The sequence below is a fragment of the Pseudomonas sp. 31-12 genome, assembly GCF_003151075.1.
Taxonomy (GTDB): domain Bacteria; phylum Pseudomonadota; class Gammaproteobacteria; order Pseudomonadales; family Pseudomonadaceae; genus Aquipseudomonas.
The window spans coordinates 22,160-45,780 of the sequence record NZ_CP029482.1 but is presented as its reverse complement, the minus strand read 5'-3'; the positions used below and the strand labels follow the sequence as shown (position 1 = coordinate 45,780).

Sequence of the window (23,621 nt, the reverse complement as noted above, 5' to 3'; positions counted from 1 at the left end):
ATTGGAGGGAAAAGAGGGCGGATTTATTAACTGACCTTATTGTTTTGTGGGGCGCTCATCAGTAAATAAATCCGTCCCCTTTGTTTTTCTTTGTTTTTACGGGGGTAGATATTGAAGAGAGCTACCAGTCTCCAAAATTTAAGTTGATGGTCAGGAGTTGTAATGCTAATGAAGCTTTTTTGGTTACTTTCTTTTCTTCTGCTCTGCGCATGCGGTGATGCCAGTCGCGATAGCGGTACCCTGAGCGGTGTCGTAGAAAACCATATCGAGAATGACATTGCGCTGGTCAGCCAGGAGATCGCCGATTTTTCTGATCAAGAGCCCATTGTTTCTCTGCGTGCGGGTGGAGACGATTGGGATTTGGTGAATCTCAGTCTGCTTGCTCCAGTTCTACCGGGCATCGTGGACCTTGGCCAAGTCGATGACCTTTGGATGTCGGTGTTTCCTCCGACTTCAGTTGTTCAAGTCAGGATTCTCGCTGGCCCGGACTCACCTGTGAAGCACGTAAACATGGCGATGGTGTTCTCAAATAACCCGGTTCCCGCCTATTTTGAAACGGATGCGCGAGGAGAGTCGCCCGAGTATTACGTGCAAACGGGCATTGTTGCGAAGGTCTACTTTGTGTGGGATGAACTGGTCGTTCCGGAGGGCGCGGACGATTACGAAAAAAGTCGGAACAAGGGGTTATTGCCGACCCTGCGTGATTGGAGTCCCGGCGAGATGTTGGTGCATCGGCTTTTGAAGTTGGCGAACTAGATAAAAGGGGATGAGTTTTAAGACTAAACCCATCCCCTCATTTCCTTCTACACCTTGGCCCGATGCTCCGCCGGATTCGGCGAATCAATGTGATCCAGCGCTCGTTCCACTAACAGATGCACACCGTCCGCCATTCTGCTGAGTGCCAGTGCGACGGAGCGGCGTGAGCCTTCAACACCGTCGGCCAGGTCAGCGGCGATAGCGCTGATGGATAGCAGGTCTTCCGAAGCGTTGGCCAGGAGGGTTTCGGTGTGGAGGTCGGGAGCGACGATGAAGAGACCGCCATTGCGACGTTTGGAATTTTTATCCGGAGGTGTGCCGAGGTGAAGATCGAGGGCGCGCTCAGCGGCTTCGTGGAGTTTTTTCGAATCGAAGGATTCGTAGGGAGATGTGTCTTCGTGTTCAGGTGGATTCGGTGTTGGCTTGATCATTAGGTATCTTCCGGAAATTGGAGCTGACACCGTTTCGCTCGCACTTCGAAAGAGGTGGCAACTGTGTATAGGTGTGCAAGACCGGTCCGGAACTCCGGCAGACCCGAAGGTCTCCCACACACAGTCGCCATAACGATTCGCGAGCATAAGAAAATGCTCGGTCAATAGCCATAACGAAAGTGTTCCAGACCGGACTTGCACGTCCGTGTCACCGATTTTGCGGCGACGAGAAAAGACTATCGATGAAGCCGAGGGCTGCCTAGTTCATGAACAGCGCCACGTGTTGAAGGAAATGTCCTATGGAGTCGAGCGTAGAAAGATCAAAATATTCACGCTTTTAAACACTCGAGTTTCGTCAATGACTTGGTAGTCATCAGCGTCAAAAACCCCGGCATCTTCTCCTATCGCTGCACAACAGTGGCGTTCTCGCTTGAAGCCGCTACACTGCGCCGGCCGTTCATTTTCCTTTTGAGGCTGTGCGCATGAAATTTCGTTTTCTTCTGTGGATGCTGGGTTTGTTGATGGGTAAAGCCAGTCGGACTAATCCTGCATTTCAACAGCAGTTGGGTGACAAGGAGCTTGTATTCCAATTACAGACCCAGGACGGGAAAGTGGCGCGGCATTTCTTTGTGAAGGATCAGCGCATTACCAGCAAGTCCGGCGTGTATGCCGAGCCGGCGTTTGCGATTGCGTTCAAAGATGCGGCGTATGGCTTTGCCACGATGCAGGCGAAGAACAAGCAGCTGGCGTTTATGACGGGGATTCAGGACAAGTCGATTCAGATCAAGGGCAACCCGGCGCTGGTGATCTGGTTTCAGGGGTTGACCAAGTATTTGAAGCCGCGCAAGGCGAAGGCTAAAGCCAAGGCTTGAGGTTGATGGTTAACCCTGTGGCGAGGGGATTTATCCTCGTTGGGCTGCGAAGCGGCCCTAAAGCCTGAGACTGTGTTGTATCAGGCGTACCGTGTTGGCGGGGTTTGCGACTGCTGCGCAGCCGAACGGGGACAAGTCCCCTCGCCACAGGGTTCAGTGTCATTCAGGTGGATTGAGTTGGATTCATCGCGGGCAAGCCCGCTCCCACAGGGATTGCGTGAATCCTGTGGGAGTGGGCTTGCCCGTCGTGCTTTAGGCCTGGCTGAATTGCGAAGCCAGTTCGCGCAGCAGCACTTCGGCTTCGAGGACTTTGCTGACGACGTCGTTGGCTTTGTCGCGGGTCAGGCCGACGCGTTCGAGCAAGGCGTCGGGGATGTCTTCGTCGGGGCCGGAGCCGATGCCGCGGCTGCGCAGCAGGCGTACGGCAAGGCACACGAGGTTCGGGTATTCAGCGTAGGCACCGTCGTAGCTCGGGTCGTGCTGGAAGCGCAGGGCGGTGGCCAGTTCGTCGGGCATGTCCCAGTAGCGCATCAGCCAGGAGCCGATCTGTTCGCGGCTGATGCCGAGCAGGTGTTGCTCGACGTAGCTGTGGCACAGGTGCGGGTTGACCTCCAGGTGACGGCAGATCAGCGAGAAGTGCGGCGGGAAGACGTGGGCCAGCAGCAGGTAGCCGAAGTTGTGCAGCAGGCCGGCGAGGTAGGTCAGGCCGGCTTCCGGGCGCTGGGCGCGGGGCATGGCGCGGGTCAGGCCTTCGATGACGGCGGCGGTGTAGATCGATTGCTGCCAGTACGGCGTGGTGTGTTGCGGGTGGTCTTTGGGCAGGCTCAGGGTTTTGCCCAGGGCCAGGCCTAGCGCGAGGTTGATCACCAGGTCGAAACCCAGCACGCGCACGATCGCGTCTTCCACTGAACGAATTTTGCCCGGCGAGGCGTAGTACGGCGACGCGGCCCAGCTGACGACTTGGGCGGCCAGCGCCGGGTCGGTTTCGACCACGCCGGTGATGTCGTCGATGGTGGCGTTGGGGTCGACGCGCAACTTGATGATTTTCTGCGCGGTCTCGGCCAGCGGCGGAATCTCGATGGTCTCTTCCAGACGTTGCTGGATGCGTCGCGCGGTGAACGCCTGGACGGCCTGGGTGATTTCCTGGCGGTCATCGTCGGGGCGGTCGAGGTTCGGGCGGATGCTGGTCAGGTTCTCGCCGAAGTTGGCGGCGCTGGCCTTGGTCAGCATGCTCTTGAAATCTTCGCTGGTGATTTCCAGCAGCAGGCCCGGCTCGCCCGAGTTGATCAGCAACTTCGGTTCGCGCAGCAGGCTTTCTTCGTACAGGCACGGCGAACTGGTCAGCGCCGGCAGGCCGGGCAGTAGGCTCAGGTTGTGCTTGCCGAGCATTTTCACCAGGCGTTCGGTGGGCACGGCGGTGAGGCGGCGACCGGTCAGTTCGGCGAGGCGATTGAGGTCCAGCAACTGGCTTTGCGGGAACAGCACCATCAGGGCGCCGACCGCGTCGTCCACCAGCACCGCCTGCACTTTGCGCGAGGCGTTGAGGCCGTGGTGGTCGAGGACTTCTTCGTAGGCAATGCCCATTTTGCCCAGCAGCAACCGAATAACAGACGGAGCGTGCAGGGTGTCGGGGGCGAGGGCAGCTTCTGTCATGGTCTGTATCCGTATTCAAACAATTGCAGGAGTATAACCAGCTTGTTTAAAAGCATCGCCGACAAACTGCGACGGTGCTCACACTTGGCCGTATTGCTGCCCATGACGCAGCCAGCGGTCCAGTAATGGGCTGACGTGGTCCGGCCAGCGCTCCAGCAAAGCCTGGGCGGCGTCGCGCACGGCGGGTAGTAAATCGGCATCGCGCATCAGGTCGGCGACCTTGAATTGCAGCAGGCCGGTCTGGCGCGTGCCGAGCATTTCGCCGGGGCCGCGCAGTTCGAGGTCTTTTTCGGCGATGACAAAACCGTCGTTGGTTTCACGCATGATGCCCAGGCGCTGACGGCCGATCTGCGACAGCGGCGGATGGTAGAGCAGCACGCAATGGCTCGCGGCGCTGCCTCGACCGACACGGCCGCGCAATTGGTGCAGCTGCGCGAGACCGAGGCGTTCGGGGTTTTCGATGATCATCAGGCTGGCATTCGGGACGTCGACGCCGACCTCAATCACGGTGGTCGCGACCAGCAGCTGCAGGTTGCCGGCCTTGAATTCGGCCATGACGGCGGCCTTTTCGGCGGGCTTCATGCGGCCGTGGATCAGGCCGACCTTCAACTCGCCGAGGGCGGCGGTGAGGTCTTCGTAAGTGGTTTCGGCGGCCTGACAGGTCAGCTCTTCCGACTCTTCAATCAGCGTGCACACCCAATAGGCCTGACGCCCTTCAGCACAGGCGCCGCGTACGCGCTCGATGACTTCGACGCGCCGGGTATCGGTGACCAATACCGTGTTGACCGGGGTTCGGCCGGGCGGCAGTTCGTCGAGGATCGAGGTGTCGAGGTCGGCGTAGGCGCTCATGGCCAGCGTTCGCGGAATCGGCGTGGCGGTCATGATCAGCTGATGCGGACACATCCGTCCGCCAACACCTTTCTGGCGCAAGGCCAGGCGCTGCTGCACACCGAAGCGGTGCTGTTCGTCGATGATCGCCAGCGCGAGGTTCTTGAACTGCACTTCCTCCTGAAACAGTGCGTGAGTGCCGACCACCATGGGTGCGCCGTTGGCGATCTGCTCCAGCGCGGCCACGCGGTTTTTGCCCTTGAGCTTGCCGGCCAGCCATGCGACTTCGATGCCCAGCGGTTCGAGCCAGCGCTTGAAGGTGATGAAGTGCTGTTCGGCGAGGATCTCGGTGGGCGCCATCAAAGCGACCTGATAACCGGCCTCCAGCGCCTGAAGCGCGGCGAGGGCGGCGACTACGGTTTTGCCCGCGCCGACGTCGCCCTGAATCAGGCGCAGCATCGGTTCGTGCTGGCTGAGGTCGTAGGCGATTTCGTTGCCGACCCGTTGCTGGGCGCCGGTTGGCGTAAATCCGAGATTGGCCAAGTATTGGGCCGGCAGTTTGGTCGCTTTCGGCATGGCCGGCGCGCGCAGGGAACGCATGCTCTCGCGCAGGCGTTGCTGGGACAGCTGATGGGTCAGCAGTTCTTCGAAGGCCAGACGGTGCTGCGCCCAGTGATGACCGAGGGCGAGTTCGTCGACGTCGGCATCGGCGGGCGGGTGATGCAGGTAGCGGATCGCATCGGCCAGCGGCGCCAGTTGATAGTCCCGGGCCAGTTCGGTCGGCAGCCAGTCGGGCAGGCTGGTCGGGCCGAGCATCGTCAGGGTTTGCATGCACAACTGGCGCAGACGCTGCTGGGTCAGGCCTTCGGTGAGCGGGTAGACCGGGGTCAGGGTTTCATCCACTGGCGGCGGCTCGTCGCCGGTGATGGCGCGGTATTCCGGGTGGTAGATTTCCAGTCCCGACGCACCGGGCCGCGCTTCGCCGTAGCAGCGAATCCGCGTGCCGCGTTTGAGGCCTTCTTTCTGGGCGTTGCTGAAATGGTAGAAGCGCAGACTGAGCCCGCCGGTGCCGTCCTGCAGACGCACGACGAGGCTGCGGCGCCGGCCCATGACCACGTCGGCGCCGCTGACGGTGCCTTCGATCACGGCGTCTTGCCCCGGTCGCAAATGGCCGATCGGGACCACGCGAGTGCGGTCCTGATAACGCAGCGGCAGGTGGAACAGCACGTCCTGGAGATTCTCCAGGCCGACCTTGGCCAGTTTCTCGGCCATGGCCTCGCCGACACCCTTGAGTGCCGTTACCGACACTTGCGACAACTCGGTCATGACAGCGACTTACGCCGCAACCACCGGCACCGGCGGCTTGGCCACCGAGCACAGGCGAATGGAGTCAGCGAGGATTTCAATTGCCTTCGGCCGCGGGAAGCTCGCACGCCACGCAATGGCCACGGTGCGGAACGGCACTGGCGGCGACAGCGGACGCACTTCGATCACGCCGGGGGCGTAGTGATGGCTATCGACTGCCGACAGCGGCAGGATCGAAATGCCGAGGCCGGACGCGACCATGTGGCGAATGGTTTCCAGAGAGCTGGATTCCACCGTGGTGTGCTTGGCGCCGTCGTTGCCTTTGGCGAGGGTCGGGCAGGCTTCCAGCACTTGATCGCGGAAACAGTGGCCTTCGCCGAGCAGCAGCAGGCTCTTGTCGTTGAGCAGGGCGGCGTCGATGGATTCTTTTTGCGTCCACGGGTGCTGGGCCGGCATCAGGACGTAGAACGGCTCGTCGTAGAGCTGCAGGGTCAGCACGTCGGCTTCGTTGAACGGCAGGGCGATGATGATCGCGTCGAGCTCGCCGTTGCGCAGTTTGTCGCGCAACACGTGGGTGAAGTTTTCTTCGATGTACAACGGCATCTGCGGGGCGACCCGGTGCAGTTGTGGAATCAGGTGCGGAAACAGGTATGGGCCGACGGTGTAGATCGCGCCGACTTTCAGCGGGGCGGTCAGCTGGTTTTTGCCAGCCTGGGCCAGTTCGCGAATGCCTTGGGCCTGTTCCAGGACTTTCTGTGCCTGGGCAACGATGCCTTCACCGACCGGGGTCAGGCGCACGGCACTCTTGCTGCGCTCGAAAATCAGCACACCGAGTTCGTCTTCAAGCTTTTTCACGCCCACCGACAGGGTCGGCTGGCTGACATGGCAACGCTCGGCCGCGTGGCCGAAATGCTGCTCTTGGGCGAGGGTAACGATGTAGCGTAATTCTGTGAGAGTCATAGCAAGCGTCCATGAAGTTGCGAGCCAAGCATACCGGCTGCAATCGATAGACGCACGTTATCAGAGTGCATGCGTTGAGTGACACCGGGTAATGCCGGTTTGCCGCTGGCGGATATGCAAAAGGCACCTTTCGGGTGCCTTCATTTTTCGCGCTGTATCTGTATCAGGTGATCGTCCGTGGCGAGGGGGCTTGCCCCCGTTGGACTGCGTAGCAGTCCCAGAGGGCAAATGCGGTAACACGGACGCCGCTTTGGGACCGCTTCGCGACCCAACGGGGGCAAGCCCCCTCGCCACAGGGGGGGGCGGTGTTGCGTTTAGCGGCGGCGTTTTTCCAGGGAGTAGAGAAACGGCGCCGTGATTTCGATGGTGCCATTGGTCAGCATGTCGGCCGGCGGCTTGGGCAGCGGTTGGGCGAGGCGGATCATTTCCAGGGTGGCCCGGTCCAGATCGGCAACGCCTGAACGGCCCACCAGTTCGTACGACAACACATTACCTTCGCCATCAACGATGAAGCGCAGACGGTTGGTGCCTTGCTTGCCCCGATTCTGTGCGCTCGCCGGGTACTTTTTGTACTTGCCCAAGTGCGCAAGCAAAGTGCCTTCCCAGCTGGCCTTGGCAGCCTGTTGCGCCGGCGATGGTCCCGGCGCCGGTTGCGCGGACTTCTCCGTCGGCGCCTGGGTCGGTTGCGCGTCGCTAGGCTTCTCCTCGGACGGCTTCTCCTTCGGCGGCTCCGGCTTTTTCTCCACAGGCTTGGGCGGTTGCGGCTTCGGCTTGGGCTTGGGTTTAACCGGCTTCGGCGCAACGATCTCGGCCTTCGGCACTTCGGCCAGTTTCGGGATCGGCAGTTCTTCCACCGGGGCCGGTGGCTGTGGCGGCGTTATGACCTTCGGCGGTGCCGGTGGTGGCGGGGCCGGAACCGGCGCCAACTCGACCATCATCGCCTGCGGTGGCAGCTCGATGGGTGGGCGCGCAGTCCAGTTCATCGCCAGCGCAATGGCCAGCGCATGGACACCCAGCACCACGGCCAGGCTCCCGCTGTAACGCGTCAGCTTATGGCGCGTCGTGATCATTTCTTGACTGCCGTCTCGAGCCCGACCAGACCTACCTTCAGGTAACCGGCGGAGCGCAGGTTGTCCATCACGCTCATCAGGTCGCCGTAATCCACGCCTTTATCGGCCTGGAAGAAGATCGTTGTGTCTTTCTTGCCTTGAGTCCTGGCGTCGAGGGTGGCGCCGAGTGCTTCGGCCTTCACTTCTTCTTCGCCGAGGTACAGGCGCTGGTCAGCCTTGACGCTGAGGAACACCGGTTTCTCCGGCCGCGGGGCCGGCTTGGCGCTGGAGGCGGGCAGGTCGACCTTGATGTCCACGGTGGCCAACGGAGCCGCCACCATGAAGATGATCAGCAGCACCAGCATCACGTCGATGAACGGCGTGACGTTGATTTCGTGGTTCTCGGCCAGATCGTCGTCTGCGCCTTCTTTCAAATGCAAGCCCATGGCTGATTACCCTACTTTGACCACGTGGGGTTGCGTGGAGCGCTCGGTGGTCGGCAGGTGATCGAGGTCACGGCTGACCAGCAGCAGGACTTCAGCCGAGGCATCGGACACTTGGGCCTTGTAGCCAGCGATGGAGCGAGCGAAGACGTTGTAGATCACCACGGCCGGAATCGCCGCAACCAGACCCAGCGCGGTGGCCAGCAAGGCTTCGGCGATGCCCGGCGCTACGACGGCGAGGTTGGTGGTCTGGGTTTTGGCGATGCCGATGAAGCTGTTCATGATGCCCCACACGGTGCCGAACAAACCTACGAACGGCGCGGTGGAGCCGATGGTGGCGAGGACGCCGGTGCCGCTGCTCATGTTGCGACCGCAAGCTGCAACCAAGCGCTCGAGACGGAAGGCAACACGTTCCTTGATGCCTTCTTTCTCGCGGCTGTTGACCGACAAGCGCATCTCTTCCAGGGCGTCATGCACCAGCAAATTGGCGAGGGTGCCTTGCTTGGTCGCTGACGCGCTGGCTTCTTTAAGGGTGGTAGCTTTTTTCAGATGGACGATTTCGCTGCGCAGACGACGCTTGGCGCCCATCAGCTCAAAGCCCTTGGCGATCCAGATGGTCCAGGTGATGATCGAGGCGATGGCCAGGCCGATCATCACGATTTTCACGATAATGTCGGCGTTCTGGTACATGCCCCACGGCGACAGGTCGTGGGCCATGCCCAGGGTGTTGTCGGCTTCGAGGACTTCAGGAACGTCGTCGGCGTCTACTGCCTGGGCCGGGTCGGTTGCGGCTGGCGCTACGGCGGGGGCGGCATGATCAGCCGGGGCTGGAGCAGCGGCGGCGGCCGGAGTCGCCGGAGTGGCTGGCGCCTGTGCGTCAGCGAAAGCGGCGGTCGGTGCCAGCATCAGGCTGAGCAGCAGGGCAGCCACTGCGCTCCAGGCGCGAGGTCGTTTGGTTGGCGAAGCGGGGAATTGATTGCGTGTCATGCTGGCCGGACCTGAGAGAAAAATAGGGTGAATGTTCTTCCAGGCCTCGTAAGGCCGAGAACAAAAGTGGCGTGCATTATTGCAAGTAATTCTTGTTAACAAAAGTAATAGAGTATCTTTTTTTCCTTCATTGCTAGCCGCTCGTCCTTTGCCGGCGCTAGTCTGTGCCTTTCTGATGGGAGTTTTCTGATGTCTGCGCCTTCTGTTTTGATTGCCGGTTGTGGTGATGTCGGCAGTCGTCTGGCCACGCAATTGGTGGCTTCCGGGTGGGAAGTTCATGGCCTGAGACGTGACGTTTCACGTCTGCCCGACGGGGTCATTGGCGTTGCCGGCGACTTGTTCAATAAGGACTGTCCTGAGACGTGGCCCATCGGTGCGGTGGATTACCTCGTGTATTGCGCGGCCGCTACCGATCACGATGAAGCCGGTTACCGTGCTGCCTATGTCGAAGGCTTGCAGCATGTACTGGAATGGCTGAACGACTACGGCCAGGTGCCTAATCGCCTGCTTTTCGTTTCCAGTAGCAGTGTGTATGGCCAGCAGAATGGCGAGTGGGTCGATGAGACTTCGCCGACCATTGCATCAGGCTACTCGGGTCGATTGATGCTGGAGGCCGAGCAAGTGGCACTCCAGAGCGGCATCCCTGCAAGCATCGTGCGCTTGACCGGCATTTACGGCCCCGGCCGCGAATGGCTGCTGACCCAGGTGCGTCGTGGCTATCGAGTGGCCGTTGACCCGCCGCTTTACGGCAACCGCATCCACGCCGATGACGCGGCGGGGTTGATGGCGTTTCTGCTTGAAGCGGATCGGCGCGGGGTGGCGTTGGATGACGTTTACATCGGTGTCGACGACGCGCCAGCGCCGCTGGCCGAAGTGGTGGGGTGGTTGCGCGAGTATCTGGGCGTGACCGAGTGGGCTGACGACGCGAGCGTGCGGCGCACAGGCAGCAAGCAATGCAGCAATGCACGGGCGAAGGCCCTAGGCTGGACGTCAAAGTACCCAAGCTATCGAGAAGGCTACGCCGCCATTCTCGAAGGCCGCTGCTGACTTCCCATCACCACAAACCAAATGTGGGAGCGAGCCTGCTCGCGATGGTGGCATAACATTCAACATCATCGTTGGCTGTTATGGCCTCATCGCGAGCAGGCTCGCTCCCACATTGGTTTTGCGTTGGCTTCAGGGCCGGGTTACTGCTTTTCCAGCAACCACTTGCGCTCGCCCGGCGTGAACTGAGGCATCTCGTCTGCCTGAGCCGTGTTCACCGCCTGCACAATCTCCAGTTCCTTGCCCTTGCGCGCAAAGATCCAGGTATTGCCCTGGCCGTTCACTTGCAGCCACATATTGTCATTGCCGCCGCTCATCGACGCGCAATCGCCCGCCAGGCACAGGGCATAGCGATCGGCACCCGGCAGGCCGGCAACCTGGCCATCGGCCTGGAATTGCACGGTATTGCCTTCGCCCGGACCGTTGACGATTTTCCAGCTGCCGCCCATGTAGGCGGTGTACAGCGCGCGTTCGAAGCTGGCGCCCATCGGTGCACCGTCCGGCACGGGGATCAGCGCACGATCAAAAACCTGTTCCGGTTCGTTGTCGGAGGCGGCCTGGGCCAATTGCTTGCCGTCACGCTTCAGCTCACTGGCGGAGCTGCCATAAAAGTCGACTTTCCAGGCGCCGGACTCTTCGCCCAGCAGCTTGCCGTCCACGTTTTCAAAACCGTTGGTGTAGCGGGCCTGGCCGGCCTTGGTGTTGACGTCCCATTCCAGGTTCGGGCCATAAGCCTGAAGCGCTTCGCGCAGGGGGCCGCCTTTGGATGCAGCGTCAATCGCCACCTGATTGATCCAGGTGCCGCTGATATCACGATCGGCAGGGTTGCTGGCACAACCGCCCAAGAGTAGGGCGACCAGCGAGAGAGCTAGCGCTTGGCGCATGGTGGAATCCTTTCAAGACGAAATCGGCGCAACCCTTGGGGCTGCGCCGGATTTATTACTCGATGACCAGAATGGCATCCATTTCAACCTGCGAACCCTTTGGCAGGGCAGCTACGCCGATGGCGGCGCGGGCAGGGTATGGCTGGTCAAAGTACTTGCCCATGATCTCGTTGACCTTGGCAAAGTGGCTCAGGTCGGTGAGGAAGATGTTCAGTTTGACGATGTCCTTGAACGAACCGCCAGCGGCTTCGGCCACGGCTTTGAGGTTCTCGAACACCTGGACGGTCTGGGCTTCGAAGCCTTCAACCAGTTCCATGGTTTTTGGGTCCAGGGGAATCTGACCCGACATGTAGACGGTGTTGCCAGCCTTGATCGCCTGGGAGTAAGTACCGATGGCGGCCGGGGCCTTGTCGCTGGTGATAACAGTCTTGGTCATGAATGACTCCTTGTAATAGTGGGCTTAGGCGCGCATGCGGGTGATGCGAATCACCCCGGTCAGTGCGCGCAGTTTCTTGATCACGCGGGCCAGGTGCACACGGTCGTGCACGCTGACCACCAGTTGGACCACGCTGATGCGACCATCGCGTTCGTCCATGCTGATTTTCTCGATATTGCCGTCGGCCGCGTTGACGCTGCTGGCCAGCAGGGCGATCAGGCCGCGCTGGTGTTCCAGTTCGACGCGCAGCTCGACGTTGAATTCGCCGGTGACATCCTTGGCCCACGAGAGCTGGATGCATTTTTCCGGGTTGTGGCGGATTTCGCTGATGTTGCGGCAGTTGTCCAGGTGCACGACCATGCCTTTGCCCGCAGACAGGTGACCGACAATCGGGTCGCCCGGGATCGGCGTGCAGCACTTGGCGTAGCTGAGGACCAGGCCTTCGGTGCCGCGAATCGCCAGCGGGCCTTCCGGGCTTGGCAACTGTTCGCCTTCGCCGAGCAGGCGGCGGGCGACCACGTAGGCCATGCGATTGCCCAGGCCGATGTCTTCCAGCAAGTCTTCGATCAGTTCGAGACGGTATTCGGTCAGCATCGCCTTGACGCGCTCGGCCGGGACTTTCTCCAGGGTGCTGTCGAAACCGTTGAGCACTTTATTCAGCAGGCGCTCGCCAAGGCTGATGGATTCGGAGCGGCGTTGCAGTTTCAGCGCGTGGCGGATGTGGGTCCGCGCCTTGCCGGTGACCACGAAGTTCAGCCACGCCGGATTTGGCCGCGCGCCCGGGGCGCTGACGATCTCGACCGTGGAGCCGCTTTGCAGCGGCTCGGACAGCGGTGCGAGACGACGATTGATCCGACAGGCAATGCAGCTGTTGCCCACATCGGTGTGCACCGCGTAAGCGAAGTCGACCGCCGTGGAGCCTTTGGGCAGCTCCATGATCCGGCCTTTGGGCGTGAACACGTAGACCTCGTCCGGGAACAGGTCGATCTTCACGCTCTCGATGAACTCCAGCGAGTTGCCGGCCCGTTGCTGCATCTCCAGCACGCCTTTGACCCACTGGCGGGCGCGGGCATGCGTGCCTTTCGGCTGCTCGTCGCCGCTGGACTTGTACAACCAATGCGCGGCGATGCCGTTGTTGGCCATCTCTTCCATTTCACGGGTGCGGATCTGGATCTCGATCGGAACACCGTGCATGCCGAACAGCGTGGTGTGCAGCGACTGGTAGCCGTTGGCCTTGGGGATCGCGATGTAATCCTTGAAGCGCCCCGGCAACGGTTTGTACAAATTATGCACAGCACCCAGCACGCGGTAGCAGGTGTCGACCTTGTCGACGATGATCCGGAACGCGTAGACGTCCATGATCTCGTTGAAGGCCCGACGCTTGCCGCGCATTTTCTTGTAGATGCCGTAGAGGTGTTTCTGACGACCGCTGACCTCGCCCTGGATGCCGTCGATGGCCAGGCAGTGGCTGAGGGATTCTTCGATCTTGTTGACGATTTCCTTGCGGTTGCCCCGGGCGCGCTTGACCGCCTGGTTGATCCGCGCGGAACGCATCGGGTGCATGGCCTTGAAGCCGAGGTCTTCGAATTCTATGCGGATGGCGTGCATGCCCAGCCGGTTGGCGATGGGCGCATAGATTTCCAGGGTTTCCTTGGCGATCCGCCGGCGCTTTTCACCGGACAGGACTTCCAGCGTGCGCATGTTGTGCAGGCGGTCGGCCAGTTTGACCAGGATCACGCGAATGTCGCGCGCCATGGCCATGGCCATTTTCTGGAAGTTTTCGGCCTGGGCTTCGGCTTTTGTCTCGAAATTCATCTGGGTCAGTTTGCTGACCCCATCGACCAGTTCGGCCACGGTTTCGCCGAACTGCGCTTGCAGCGCTTCCTTGGCAATACCGGTGTCTTCGATCACGTCATGCAGCATTGCAGCCATCAAACTCTGATGGTCCATGTGCATGTCGGCAAGAATATTCGCCACGGCAAGAGGATGCGTGACATACGCCTCACCGCTGCGGCGGCGTTGACCGTCGTGTGCTTGTTCGGCGTAGAAGTACGCTCGGCGGACCAGGTTGACCTGGTCCTTGCCGAGGTAGGTCGATAAGCGATCGGCGAGGGCGTCTATGCTCGGCATGATGACTCCTGCCGTTCGCTGTGACCCCGCGCCGTGCTACGTCGACCAGGCATAGGCTTAGACGGCCTCGTTGGACTCGTCCTCGAACGCTGCGAACAGCGGTTCGTCTTCGACGATTTCAGCATTGGCGATGAACTCGTAGCTCATCAGGCCTTCAGCGATTTCACGCAAGGCTACAACGGTAGGCTTGTCGTTTTCCCACTGAACCAGTGGCTCTTTGCCGCCGGTGGCCAGTTGACGGGCACGCTTGGTGGACAGCATGACCAGCTCAAAACGGTTTTCCACGTGGTTCAGGCAGTCTTCAACGGTTACGCGGGCCATGGTATTCCTCGGAGCGAATGCAATATGCGCGCTGCCCGGGTGGGCGAGCGGACTCAACAGTTTAAAAAATCACCAGCGATTAGGGAAGCGCTGATTTTTTGACCAAGCCCTTCAACGCGCTGCAAGTGCCAATGTAAAGCCCTTGCAGCGGTTTTTGGAAGGGCTGTTTAGCCAAGCAATTCAGCCAAAAGTTTTCCGTTACGCTGCTGCTGACGCTTCTGATGCAGCTGATTGGCACGGAAAATCGCCTGCAAATCCTTCAGCGCGTGGGCGAAATCGTCGTTGATGATCAGGTAGTCGTAGTCGACGTAGTGGCTCATTTCGCTGACGGCTTCGCGCATCCGGCCTTCGATGACTTCGTTGCTGTCCTGGCCGCGATTGTTCAGGCGCTGGTGCAAGGCTTCCAACGACGGCGGCAGAATGAAGATCGAGCGGGCCTGCGGCATCAGCTTGCGCACTTGCTCGGCACCCTGCCAGTCGATTTCCAGAATCAGGTCGTGGCCTTCGTCCAGGGTCTGCTGCAGGTGGCTTTGCGAAGTGCCGTAGAGGTTGCCGAACACTTCGGCGCGCTCGAGGAAGTCCCCGTGCTCAATCATCTTCACGAACTCGCCGCGTTCGACGAAGTGATAGTTCACGCCGTTGACTTCACCGGGGCGCATGGCGCGGGTGGTGTGGGAGACCGAGACGCGGATCTCCTGGTCAGCGTCGGTCAGGGCCTTGACCAGGCTGCTCTTGCCCGCGCCCGAAGGGGCGGAAATGATGTACAGGGTGCCGGTGCTGTGGGTCATGTCAGGTTTGCCTTACTCAATATTCTGCACTTGTTCGCGCATCTGCTCGATCAACACTTTGAGGTTGACCGCCGCCTGGGTGCTGCGCGGGTCGAAGGCTTTGGAGCCCAGTGTATTGGCTTCGCGGTTGAGCTCCTGCATCAGGAAGTCCAGGCGCCGACCGGCAGCGCCGCCGGACTTGAGCACCCGGCGAACTTCGATGATGTGTGTGCTCAAGCGATCCAGTTCTTCGGCGACGTCGCTCTTTTGCGCGAGCATGACCATTTCCTGTTCCAGCCGCTGCGGGTCCATCTCGGCTTTCATGTCCGCAAAACGGTCGAGGACTTTCTGGCGCTGGGTGGCGAGCATCTGCGGAACCAGTTCGCGCAGGGTCACCACGTCTCCTTCAATGGAGGTCAGGCGATCGTTGATCAGCCGCGCCAGCTCCGCGCCTTCGCGCTCGCGGCCGGCCTTGAGTTCCCTCAAGCCCTCGTTGAACAAAGCCAGTGCTTCAGCATTCAGGGCTTGCGGGTCGGTGGCGTCGCCCACCAGCACGCCGGGCCAAGCCAGGACTTCCAGCGGGTTCAGCGCAGCCGGATTCTTGATCAGGCCGGCGATGGTCTCGGCGGCAGCGACCAATTGTGCGGCGCGCTCGCGGTCCACTTGCAGAGGTTTGTCGGTGTTTTCTTCGGTGAAGCGCAGGGTGCATTCGAGCTTGCCCCGGGAGATTCCCTGGCGCAGCGCTTCGCGGACCGCACCTTCGAGGTCGCGAAACGACTCTGGCAGGCGCAGGTGGGGTTCCAGGTAGCGGCTGTTGACCGAGCGCAATTCCCAGCTCAGGGTGCCTTGGGCGCCGGCTTTTTCAACGCGGGCGAAGGCGGTCATGCTGTGCACCATGGAGGTACCTCGCAATTCAGGTTTGCGTTACCAAAGGTTTCGCGAAACCCGATATATGTGAATAAAAGCCGACAGGCAGCAAAGGCGCAGGATTGTAGCGCAGTGGGGCGGATGCGCCCAAACACACGGTGTGACAAAGGGCTGCAGGCCGTCGGTAAAGCGCTGTTCTACGCTCTACTCAGGGCCTTCAATCGTCGGGCGGATTTTTTAGAAGTGCCCAGTCTTGGCGCGCGGCTCTATAATGCTCGGCAGTTTTCCGTCCTCCGTACAGGTATTCCCTATGAAACGTCCAAGTGGTCGCGCTGCCGATCAGCTCCGCTCGATCCGCATTACCCGCAACTACACCAAACACGCCGAGGGATCTGTACTGGTCGAGTTCGGTGATACCAAAGTCATCTGCACCGTCAGCGTCGAAAACGGCGTGCCACGTTTCCTTAAAGGTCAGGGCCAAGGCTGGTTGACCGCCGAATACGGCATGCTGCCGCGCGCCACCGGCGAGCGTAACCAGCGTGAAGCGAGCCGGGGCAAACAAGGCGGCCGTACCCTGGAAATCCAGCGTCTGATCGGTCGTTCCCTGCGTGCTTCGCTGGACATGTCCAAGCTGGGCGACGTCACCCTTTACGTCGACTGCGACGTGATCCAGGCTGACGGCGGCACCCGCACCGCCTCCATCACCGGCGCCATGGTCGCATTGGTCGACGCGTTGAAAGTGATCAAGAAGCGCGGCGGCCTGAAAGGCGGCGACCCGCTCAAGCAAATGATCGCTGCTGTTTCCGTTGGCATGTACCAGGGCGAGCCTGTGCTCGACCTCGACTACCTGGAAGACTCGGCTGCCGAGACTGACCTGAACGTGGTAATGACCAGCACTGGCGGCTTCATCGAAGTCCAGGGCACTGCCGAAGGCGCACCATTCCAGCCGGAAGAGCTGAACGCTATGCTTGAACTGGCGAAGAAAGGCATGTCCGAGATCTTCGAACTGCAAAAGGCCGCACTGGCCGACTGATCGGATGTTCCACGCAAGGAGGACACCATGAGTGACGAGCAGCAGCTACTTCCCATCCCGAGCAAAGACGTTCGGCAGTGGGCGATGTTTTGTCACCTGTCCGCCTTGCTGGGGATCTGGATTCCATTCGGCACGTTGATCGGCCCGCTGATTCTCTGGCAGATGAAGCGCGAGATGGACCCGTTTGTCGATGCCCAGGGCAAGGAGGCGCTGAATTTTCAGATCACCGTCGCCATTGCCTCCGCTATCTGCTTCTTGCTGATGTTGGTGATCATCGGGTTCTTCCTGTTTGGTCTGGTGGCGATTGGCGCGTTGGTGCTGACGATCATAGGTGGCGTGAAAGCCAATGAGGGGGTGCCGTATCGGTATCCGTTCACCTGGCGGTTGATCAAGTAGCCACGACGCAGATATCTATGTGGGAGCGGGCTTGCTCGCGAAAGCGGTGGGTCAGTCAACTTCAATGTTGAATGTTAAGCCGCCTTCGCGAGCAAGCCCGCTCCCACAGTAGAAAATCAGCGCGCACAAAAAAGCCGACAGCGATGTCGGCTTTTTTGTGTCTGCGAAAAGACGCTTAGATGGTCAGCGTCCAGTCGTAGTCCACGATCAGCGGTGCGTGTTGCGAGAACCGTGGCTGGCGTGGCAGGCGTGCGCTGCGAACAAAACGGCGCAGGCCAGGGGTCAGCAACTGATAGTCGAAACGCCAACCGAGGTTGAGCATTTCCGCCTGTTCGTTGTCCGGCCACCAGCTGTACTGATCGCCTTCACGGCTGACTTCACGCAGGGCATCAACATAGCCCATGTTGCCCACAATCTCGTCCATCCAGGCACGTTCAGGTGCCAGGAAGCCCGGGGATTGCTGGCTGTCGCGCCAGTTCTTGATATCCAGCTTCTGTTGCGCCACGTACAGCGAGCCACAATAAATGTACTCGCGACGTTTGCGTCGCTGTTTATCCAGATAACGGGCGAAATCGTCCATTAGCTTGAACTTCTGGTTCAAGTCTTCATCGCCGTTCTGCCCCGAAGGGAGCAGCAAGGTCGCGATGCTGACCTTGTCGAAATCGGCTTGCAGGTAGCGCCCGTAGCGGTCGGCTGTCTCGAAGCCGAGACCGCTGATGACTGCCTTCGGTTGCAGCCGCGAATACAAAGCCACGCCACCTTGGGCGGGAACTTCGGCTTCGCAGGCATAAAGGAAGTAGCCATCCAGTTGGAAGGCTGGATCGTCCAGTTCAAAGGCGGAGGCGCGGGTGTCCTGCAGGCAGATGACGTCGGCATTCTGTGCTTGCAGCCAACTGAGCAAACCTCGCTCCACTGCAGCCTGAATACCATTGACGTTCACACTGATGATCCGCATAAATGGCCCCAAAAATCGCGTGCGTGTATGATACACGGCGTCAACCTAATTAGCTAAATCCGTGGTATTTGGGGTTTTTTTCATGCAAGCGTATCAGCGCGATTTCATTCGTTTTGCCATCGATCGCGGCGTTTTGCGCTTCGGCGAGTTCACCCTGAAGTCCGGGCGCACCAGTCCTTACTTCTTCAATGCCGGGCTGTTCAACTCGGGTTCGGCCCTTGCGCAGCTGGGGCGTTTCTACGCGGCAGCCATTGTCGAGAGCGGTATTTCGTTCGACGTACTGTTTGGCCCTGCGTACAAAGGCATCCCGTTAGCGGCGACCACTGCAGTGGCCCTGGCCGAACACCACGACCGTGATTTGCCGTGGTGCTTCAACCGCAAGGAAGCCAAGGCCCACGGCGAAGGCGGTAGTCTCGTTGGCGCGCCGTTGACCGGTGAAGTGCTGATCATCGACGACGTGATCACCGCCGGCACCGCCATCCGCGAAGTGATGCAGATCATCGCTTCCCAGGACGGCGCCAAGGCCAAGGGCGTGCTGATTGCCCTGAACCGTCAGGAGCGTGGCAACGGCGAGTTGTCGGCGATCCAGGAAGTGGAGCGTGACTTTGGCATTCCGGTGATCAGCATCGTGTCGCTGAGCCAGGTGCTGGAATTCCTGGCGGATGATCCGCAGCTCAAGCAGCATTTGCCAGCCGTTGAAGCCTATAGGGCTCAGTTCGGCGTCTAAAGAAAAGGCCCTGTGAGAACAGGGCCTTTTTTTATCGGACAAAACGGCTGTGCTTATCTGCTTGGGTATGGATCTTTCTCCGCGTCGCCCTGACCGGTCAGAACCTTCCAGCCATTACGCGTGTGCGTCGATTTCTGGTGCTGAGGGCACGGCGGAATCGAGGTTTTGGCCTGATTCGAATACCGATGTCCGCAGTCCACACATTCAAAGGTGCCTGCTGCAACATCACTGCCGTAAGGAACGTAATCTTTTTGCATGGGGAGTTCTCCTGTGGATTCACGGAAGATCCTAAGCGGATGGATGCCGGCAAGATGTCGGACGTTTCGCTGATTCAGGTCGGACGTTTCCCGCACGCATAAAAAAGATCGCAGTCTTCGTCAGTTTCTACAGAATTTTCGTACATTCGTAGGTGCCGGCGAAGGCTGCGATCTTTTGCCGTTCTTGAATCAGGGACGCTTGCGATTGCTGATCAATGTGCCCACACCGGTATCGGTGAAGATTTCCAGCAGAATTGCATTCGGCACCCGGCCATCAATGATCAACGAGCTGCCGACGCCGCCCTGAACCGCCTCCAGCGCACACCGGATCTTCGGCAGCATGCCGCCGTAGATGGTGCCATCGGCGATCAGATCGTCGACTTGCTGGGTGGTCAGGCCGGTCAGGACCGTGCCCGACTTGTCCATCAGGCCGGCGATGTTGGTCAGCAACATCAGCTTTTCAGCTTTCAGCGCTTCGGCGACTTTACCGGCCACCAGGTCGGCGTTGATGTTGTACGACTCGCCGTTGGCACCGACACCAATTGGCGCGATCACCGGGATGAAGTCGCCTTTGACCAGCAGGTTCAGCAGGTCAGTGTTGATCCCGACCACTTCGCCCACCTGGCCGATGTCGATGATTTCCGGTTGGGTCATCTCTGGCGTCTGGCGTGTCACGGTGAGCTTTTTCGCACGGATCAGCTCGGCATCTTTACCGGTCAGGCCGATGGCGCTGCCGCCATGACGGTTGATCAGATTGACGATGTCCTTGTTGACCTGGCCACCGAGGACCATTTCCACCACGTCCATGGTCTGCGCGTCAGTCACGCGCATACCATCGATGAAGTGGCTCTCGATCGACAGACGCTTGAGCAGATCGCCGATTTGCGGGCCGCCGCCGTGAACCACCACCGGGTTGATGCCGACAGCTTTCATCAGCACGATGTCGCGGGCGAAGCCGGTTTTCAGCTCCTCGCTTTCCATCGCGTTGCCGCCGTATTTGATCACCAGCGTCTTGCCGACATAGCGGCGAATGTAAGGCAACGCTTCGGACAGGACCTTGGCGGTGTTGGCGGCGGCTTCGCGTTCGAGGGTCATTCAGGGCTCCGGCACTTCGATAAAAGGCGCTTCAATAAATCAAAACGGTAGTTGGAGATCAGGTGCAACACGCTTCAACTGGACTTTGAAAACGTCCTTGATGCGCTGCAATTCCGCCTCGTCATCAGCCTCGAAGCGCAGCACCAGCACCGGTGTGGTGTTGGACGCGCGCACCAGGCCCCAGCCTTTGGCGTAGTCGACTCGCACGCCGTCGATGGTGGTCAGGTCGGCGCCTTCGCCCCACTTCGCGTCGTGCAATGCATCAATGATGCTGAATTTGCTCTCTTCGGTCACATGGATATTGATTTCCGGCGTAGAAATATCGTTCGGGAAGGTCGCAAACAGCTCTTCCGCGGTGGATTTTTCCTTGCTGAGGATCTCCAGCAGACGCGCGGCGCTGTAAATGCCGTCGTCAAAACCGAACCAGCGCTCCTTGAAGAAGATGTGCCCGCTCATTTCGCCGGCCAACAGGGCGCCGGTTTGTTTCATTTTCTTTTTGATCAACGAGTGACCGGTCTTCCACATTAGCGGACGACCGCCGTATTCCTTGATCAGTGGCGTCAGGCGGCGGGTGCATTTGACGTCGAAGATGATTTCCGCGTCAGCGTTGCGCGCTAGTACGTCGCGGGCAAACAGCATCAGCAAGCGGTCCGGGTAGACGATGCTGCCGGTGTTGGTCACCACGCCGACACGGTCGCCGTCGCCGTCGAAGGCCAGGCCGATGTCGGCGTTGGTTTCCTTGACCTTGGCGATCAGGTCGACGAGGTTTTCAGGCTTGCCCGGATCCGGGTGGTGGTTCGGGAAGTTGCCGTCGACCTCGCAAAACAGCGGGATGACTTCGCAGTTCAACGCTTCGATCAGTTGCGGAGCGATCACGCCGGCCGCGCCGTTGCCACAGTCGACCACGACTTTGAGGCGACGAGCCAGTTTGATGTCCTGGACGATTTCGGTGTTGTAGCGATCGAGGATCTCGACCTGGGTGATGCTGCCCTTGCCGCTGCTCAGGTTGTTGGTCTTGAGGCGGTCGTGCAGGGCCTGGATCTGTTCGTTGGCCAGGGTGTCGCCGGCGATCACGATCTTGAAGCCGTTGTAGTTCGACGGGTTGTGGCTGCCGGTCAGCATCACGCCGGATTTGCCGGCCAGGACGTTGGCGGCGTAGTACAGGGCCGGGGTTGGCACCAGGCCGACGTCGCTGACGTGGCAGCCGCTGTCGGCCAGGCCTTTGATCAATTGTTCAACGAGTTCCGGGCCGGAAAGACGGCCGTCGCGGCCAACGGAAACGTTCGGTTCGTCCTGGGCCAGGCTCTGGGCACCGATGGCGCGACCGAGCCAATAAGCGGTTTCAGCGTTCAAGAATTCCGGGACGGTGCCGCGAATGTCGTAGGCGCGGAAAATGCTGTCGGGGAACTTGGGTGCGACTTGGGCTGGGGTGCTCATTACTGGAAATGCTCCATCTCGAAGGTGGCTGGACCTGTCTGCGAAGAACTCGTCAGCAGGCGCAAACTGAAGGGTATGACGGCGTTTTCCACTGAGAGTTCGTGGTGTGTAAAGGCCATGCCACCTGCGTTTGCGGGGTAATGACCGGTCAATGCCTTGATTTTGGGGGCAAACCTTCCAGATGAACGTTGTGCGAATTGTGGCGAGGAGGCTTGCTTGCGCTTGGGTGCGCGGCACTCACAAAATCTTGGGGCCGCTTCGCAGCCCAGCGGGAGCAAGCTCCCTCGCCACAGGGTTCTTTATCGGATCAATGGCTGCCGGAATGCCCGAAACCACCGGCGCCGCGTTCGGTTTCAACGAACTCTTCGACCATCTCGAAGTGCGCTTGAACCACCGGCACCAAAACCAGTTGAGCCAGACGCTCACCGACCACCATGTTGAAATCCGTCTGGCCGCGGTTCCAGCACGAGACCATCAGCGGGCCCTGGTAGTCGGAGTCGATCAAACCGACCAGGTTGCCCAGCACGATGCCGTGCTTATGACCCAGGCCGGAGCGCGGCAGGATCAGCGCGGCCAGGCCTGGATCGCCAATGTAGACGGACAGGCCGGTCGGGATCAGCACGGTTTCACCCGGCTTGATCACAATGTCTTTTTCCAGCATGGCGCGCAGGTCGAGGCCGGCGGAGCCTGGCGTGGCGTACTGCGGCAGCGGGAATTCGGTACCGATGCGGGGGTCGAGGATCTTGGCTTGCAAAGCGTGCATGTAAATTAAACCTGGTTCAGACGTTCGGCGATAAAAGTGATCAGCTGGCGAGCAATCTTGCTCTTGCTGGTCTGGGCGAAAAGTGTGGCGTGAAGCTCACGGTCGATCACGCTGCAGGCGTTTTCCTCGCTGTTGAAGCCAATACTCGGGTTGGCGACGTCGTTGGCGACGATCAGATCGAGGTTTTTGTCTTTCAACTTGCGGGCAGCGTAGTCGAGCAGGTGCTCGGTTTCGGCGGCGAAACCGACACTGAACGGACGGTCAGGGCGTGTGGCGATGGTGGCCAGGATGTCCGGGTTACGCACCATCTGTAGCAACAAGCCGTCGCCGTTCGTAGGGTCTTTCTTTAGTTTCTGTGGGGCGACGACTTCCGGACGGTAATCCGCGACCGCTGCCGAGGCGATAAACAGGTCGCAAGGGATTGCGGCTTCGCAGGCGGCGAGCATGTCGCGAGCGCTGACCACGTCGATGCGGGTGACGCGATCCGGGGTCGGCAGGTGCACCGGGCCGGTGATCAGCGTGACGCGGGCGCCGGCTTCCACCGCCGCTTCGGCCAGGGCAAAGCCCATTTTTCCGGAGCTGTGGTTGGTGATGTAGCGCACCGGGTCGATGTTTTCCTGGGTCGGGCCGGCGGTGATCAGCACGTGTTTGCCGGTCAATGCCTGGCGCTTGAAGCAGTCCGCTGCGCATTGGGCGAGTTCGACGGCTTCAAGCATGCGGCCCAGGCCGACGTCACCGCAGGCCTGGCTACCGGAGGCCGGGCCAAAAGCTTTGATGTCGCGGCTTTCGAGGATTTGCAGGTTGGCCTGGGTCGCCGGGTCGCGCCACATGGCCTGGTTCATCGCCGGGGCAACGGCGACCACAGCGTCGGTGGCCAGCACCAGCGTGGTCAGCAAGTCGTCGGCAATGCCTTGGGCGAGGCGGGCGATCAGGTCCGCCGTAGCGGGGGCGATCAGCACCATGTCGGCCCACTTGGCCAGCTCGATATGGCCCATGGCAGCTTCAGCCGCCGGGTCCAGCAAGTCGAGATGAACCGGGTGGCCGGACAAGGCTTGCATGGTCAACGGGGTGATGAACTCGCTGCCGCCACGGGTCATGACCACGCGCACTTCGGCACCCTGGTCGATCAGGCGGCGAACCAGGTCGGCGCTCTTATAGGCAGCAATACCGCCGCCGACGCCCAGAACGATGCGTTTCCGATACAGCCGCTGCATAGGTCTGCCTT

Annotated in this window: 24 protein-coding genes and 1 pseudogene; 6 read left to right on the top strand and 19 right to left on the bottom strand. The window is 60.2% G+C overall.

The window, feature by feature from the left end; translation table 11 throughout:
• Positions 1–162 precede the first annotated feature (162 nt).
• Positions 163–756, top strand: a complete 594-nt coding sequence (locus DJ564_RS00235; RefSeq protein WP_109626752.1) for a hypothetical protein — start codon at positions 163–165, stop codon at positions 754–756.
• 47 nt (positions 757–803) lie between these two features.
• Here DJ564_RS00235 and DJ564_RS00230 read toward each other — a convergent pair whose 3' ends face one another.
• Positions 804–1,187: a DUF6124 family protein gene (locus tag DJ564_RS00230; RefSeq protein ID WP_109626750.1), complete on the bottom strand. Its 384-nt coding sequence runs from the start codon at positions 1,185–1,187 to the stop codon at positions 804–806.
• 482 nt (positions 1,188–1,669) lie between these two features.
• Between DJ564_RS00230 and DJ564_RS00225 the strand changes: the two genes are divergently transcribed.
• The gene (locus DJ564_RS00225) at positions 1,670–2,059 is read left to right on the top strand and encodes a helicase (RefSeq protein WP_109626748.1); all 390 of its coding nucleotides are present in this window, start codon (positions 1,670–1,672) and stop codon (positions 2,057–2,059) included.
• A 252-nt stretch (positions 2,060–2,311) separates the two neighbouring features.
• On the opposite strand, the gene DJ564_RS00220 is transcribed toward DJ564_RS00225, so the two are convergent.
• The 6 genes from DJ564_RS00220 to exbB all read right to left on the bottom strand — a co-directional run bounded on the left by DJ564_RS00220 (position 2,312) and on the right by exbB (position 9,284).
• Positions 2,312–3,712 (bottom strand): aminoacyl-tRNA deacylase and HDOD domain-containing protein, encoded by a 1,401-nt coding sequence (locus DJ564_RS00220; protein WP_109626746.1) that lies wholly within the window; start codon positions 3,710–3,712, stop codon positions 2,312–2,314.
• 78 nt (positions 3,713–3,790) lie between these two features.
• Positions 3,791–5,866, bottom strand: a complete 2,076-nt coding sequence (gene recG, locus DJ564_RS00215) for an ATP-dependent DNA helicase RecG (RefSeq protein ID WP_010465238.1) — start codon at positions 5,864–5,866, stop codon at positions 3,791–3,793.
• A 9-nt stretch (positions 5,867–5,875) separates the two neighbouring features.
• A complete protein-coding gene (locus DJ564_RS00210; protein WP_109626744.1) occupies positions 5,876–6,805 on the bottom strand; it encodes a hydrogen peroxide-inducible genes activator in 930 nt (309 codons plus the stop codon).
• Positions 6,806–7,119: 314 nt separating this feature from the next.
• Complete coding sequence (locus DJ564_RS00205; RefSeq protein ID WP_109626742.1) at positions 7,120–7,875, bottom strand: energy transducer TonB; 756 nt, start codon at positions 7,873–7,875, stop codon at positions 7,120–7,122.
• Positions 7,872–8,300, bottom strand: a complete 429-nt coding sequence (gene exbD / locus DJ564_RS00200; RefSeq protein WP_109626740.1) for a TonB system transport protein ExbD — start codon at positions 8,298–8,300, stop codon at positions 7,872–7,874. Before exbD ends, DJ564_RS00205 begins: the two co-directional genes overlap by 4 nt.
• A gap of 6 nt (positions 8,301–8,306) precedes the next feature.
• Positions 8,307–9,284: a tonB-system energizer ExbB gene (exbB, locus tag DJ564_RS00195; protein ID WP_109626738.1), complete on the bottom strand. Its 978-nt coding sequence runs from the start codon at positions 9,282–9,284 to the stop codon at positions 8,307–8,309.
• A 189-nt stretch (positions 9,285–9,473) separates the two neighbouring features.
• On the opposite strand from exbB, the gene DJ564_RS00190 reads away from it, so the two are divergent.
• Positions 9,474–10,331: an SDR family oxidoreductase gene (locus DJ564_RS00190; RefSeq protein ID WP_109626737.1), complete on the top strand. Its 858-nt coding sequence runs from the start codon at positions 9,474–9,476 to the stop codon at positions 10,329–10,331.
• 140 nt (positions 10,332–10,471) lie between these two features.
• Here DJ564_RS00190 and DJ564_RS00180 read toward each other — a convergent pair whose 3' ends face one another.
• The 6 genes from DJ564_RS00180 to DJ564_RS00155 form a co-directional block, all read right to left on the bottom strand.
• Complete coding sequence (locus DJ564_RS00180) at positions 10,472–11,212, bottom strand: hypothetical protein (protein ID WP_109626736.1); 741 nt, start codon at positions 11,210–11,212, stop codon at positions 10,472–10,474.
• A gap of 55 nt (positions 11,213–11,267) precedes the next feature.
• Positions 11,268–11,648: a RidA family protein gene (locus tag DJ564_RS00175; RefSeq protein ID WP_003229509.1), complete on the bottom strand. Its 381-nt coding sequence runs from the start codon at positions 11,646–11,648 to the stop codon at positions 11,268–11,270.
• A 24-nt stretch (positions 11,649–11,672) separates the two neighbouring features.
• Positions 11,673–13,778 carry a bifunctional GTP diphosphokinase/guanosine-3',5'-bis pyrophosphate 3'-pyrophosphohydrolase gene (gene spoT / locus DJ564_RS00170; RefSeq protein WP_109626735.1) on the bottom strand — a complete coding sequence of 702 codons (2,106 nt, stop codon included), beginning with the start codon at positions 13,776–13,778 and terminating at the stop codon, positions 11,673–11,675.
• A gap of 57 nt (positions 13,779–13,835) precedes the next feature.
• Complete coding sequence (rpoZ, locus tag DJ564_RS00165) at positions 13,836–14,099, bottom strand: DNA-directed RNA polymerase subunit omega (protein WP_007894670.1); 264 nt, start codon at positions 14,097–14,099, stop codon at positions 13,836–13,838.
• Between the two features lie 167 nt (positions 14,100–14,266).
• A complete protein-coding gene (gene gmk / locus DJ564_RS00160) occupies positions 14,267–14,887 on the bottom strand; it encodes a guanylate kinase (protein WP_109626734.1) in 621 nt (206 codons plus the stop codon).
• Positions 14,888–14,899: 12 nt separating this feature from the next.
• On the bottom strand, positions 14,900–15,763 hold the full coding sequence (locus DJ564_RS00155; protein ID WP_109626733.1) for a YicC/YloC family endoribonuclease: 864 nt from the start codon (positions 15,761–15,763) through the stop codon (positions 14,900–14,902).
• A gap of 280 nt (positions 15,764–16,043) precedes the next feature.
• On the opposite strand from DJ564_RS00155, the gene rph reads away from it, so the two are divergent.
• Positions 16,044–16,766 carry a ribonuclease PH gene (gene rph / locus DJ564_RS00150; protein ID WP_046045041.1) on the top strand — a complete coding sequence of 241 codons (723 nt, stop codon included), beginning with the start codon at positions 16,044–16,046 and terminating at the stop codon, positions 16,764–16,766.
• 27 nt (positions 16,767–16,793) lie between these two features.
• On the top strand, positions 16,794–17,162 hold the full coding sequence (locus DJ564_RS00145) for a DUF4870 domain-containing protein (protein ID WP_109626731.1): 369 nt from the start codon (positions 16,794–16,796) through the stop codon (positions 17,160–17,162).
• 175 nt (positions 17,163–17,337) lie between these two features.
• Here the strand turns inward: DJ564_RS00145 and DJ564_RS00140 are convergent, their stop codons facing one another.
• Entirely contained in the window at positions 17,338–18,117 is a 780-nt protein-coding gene (locus tag DJ564_RS00140; protein ID WP_007934608.1) for an exodeoxyribonuclease III, read from the bottom strand.
• Between the two features lie 82 nt (positions 18,118–18,199).
• On the opposite strand from DJ564_RS00140, the gene pyrE reads away from it, so the two are divergent.
• The gene (gene pyrE / locus DJ564_RS00135) at positions 18,200–18,844 is read left to right on the top strand and encodes an orotate phosphoribosyltransferase (protein WP_109626729.1); all 645 of its coding nucleotides are present in this window, start codon (positions 18,200–18,202) and stop codon (positions 18,842–18,844) included.
• A gap of 53 nt (positions 18,845–18,897) precedes the next feature.
• Here pyrE and DJ564_RS00130 read toward each other — a convergent pair whose 3' ends face one another.
• The 5 genes and pseudogenes from DJ564_RS00130 to coaBC form a co-directional block, all read right to left on the bottom strand.
• Positions 18,898–19,101: a hypothetical protein gene (locus tag DJ564_RS00130; protein ID WP_109626725.1), complete on the bottom strand. Its 204-nt coding sequence runs from the start codon at positions 19,099–19,101 to the stop codon at positions 18,898–18,900.
• A 189-nt stretch (positions 19,102–19,290) separates the two neighbouring features.
• A complete protein-coding gene (gene argB / locus DJ564_RS00125; protein ID WP_109626724.1) occupies positions 19,291–20,196 on the bottom strand; it encodes an acetylglutamate kinase in 906 nt (301 codons plus the stop codon).
• 39 nt (positions 20,197–20,235) lie between these two features.
• Positions 20,236–21,639 (bottom strand): annotated as a pseudogene (locus DJ564_RS00120) (phosphomannomutase/phosphoglucomutase); the annotation flags it as partial.
• A gap of 301 nt (positions 21,640–21,940) precedes the next feature.
• Positions 21,941–22,396 (bottom strand): dUTP diphosphatase, encoded by a 456-nt coding sequence (dut, locus tag DJ564_RS00115; RefSeq protein ID WP_109626720.1) that lies wholly within the window; start codon positions 22,394–22,396, stop codon positions 21,941–21,943.
• 5 nt (positions 22,397–22,401) lie between these two features.
• Positions 22,402–23,610, bottom strand: a complete 1,209-nt coding sequence (coaBC, locus tag DJ564_RS00110; protein ID WP_109626718.1) for a bifunctional phosphopantothenoylcysteine decarboxylase/phosphopantothenate--cysteine ligase CoaBC — start codon at positions 23,608–23,610, stop codon at positions 22,402–22,404.
• Positions 23,611–23,621 lie beyond the last annotated feature (11 nt).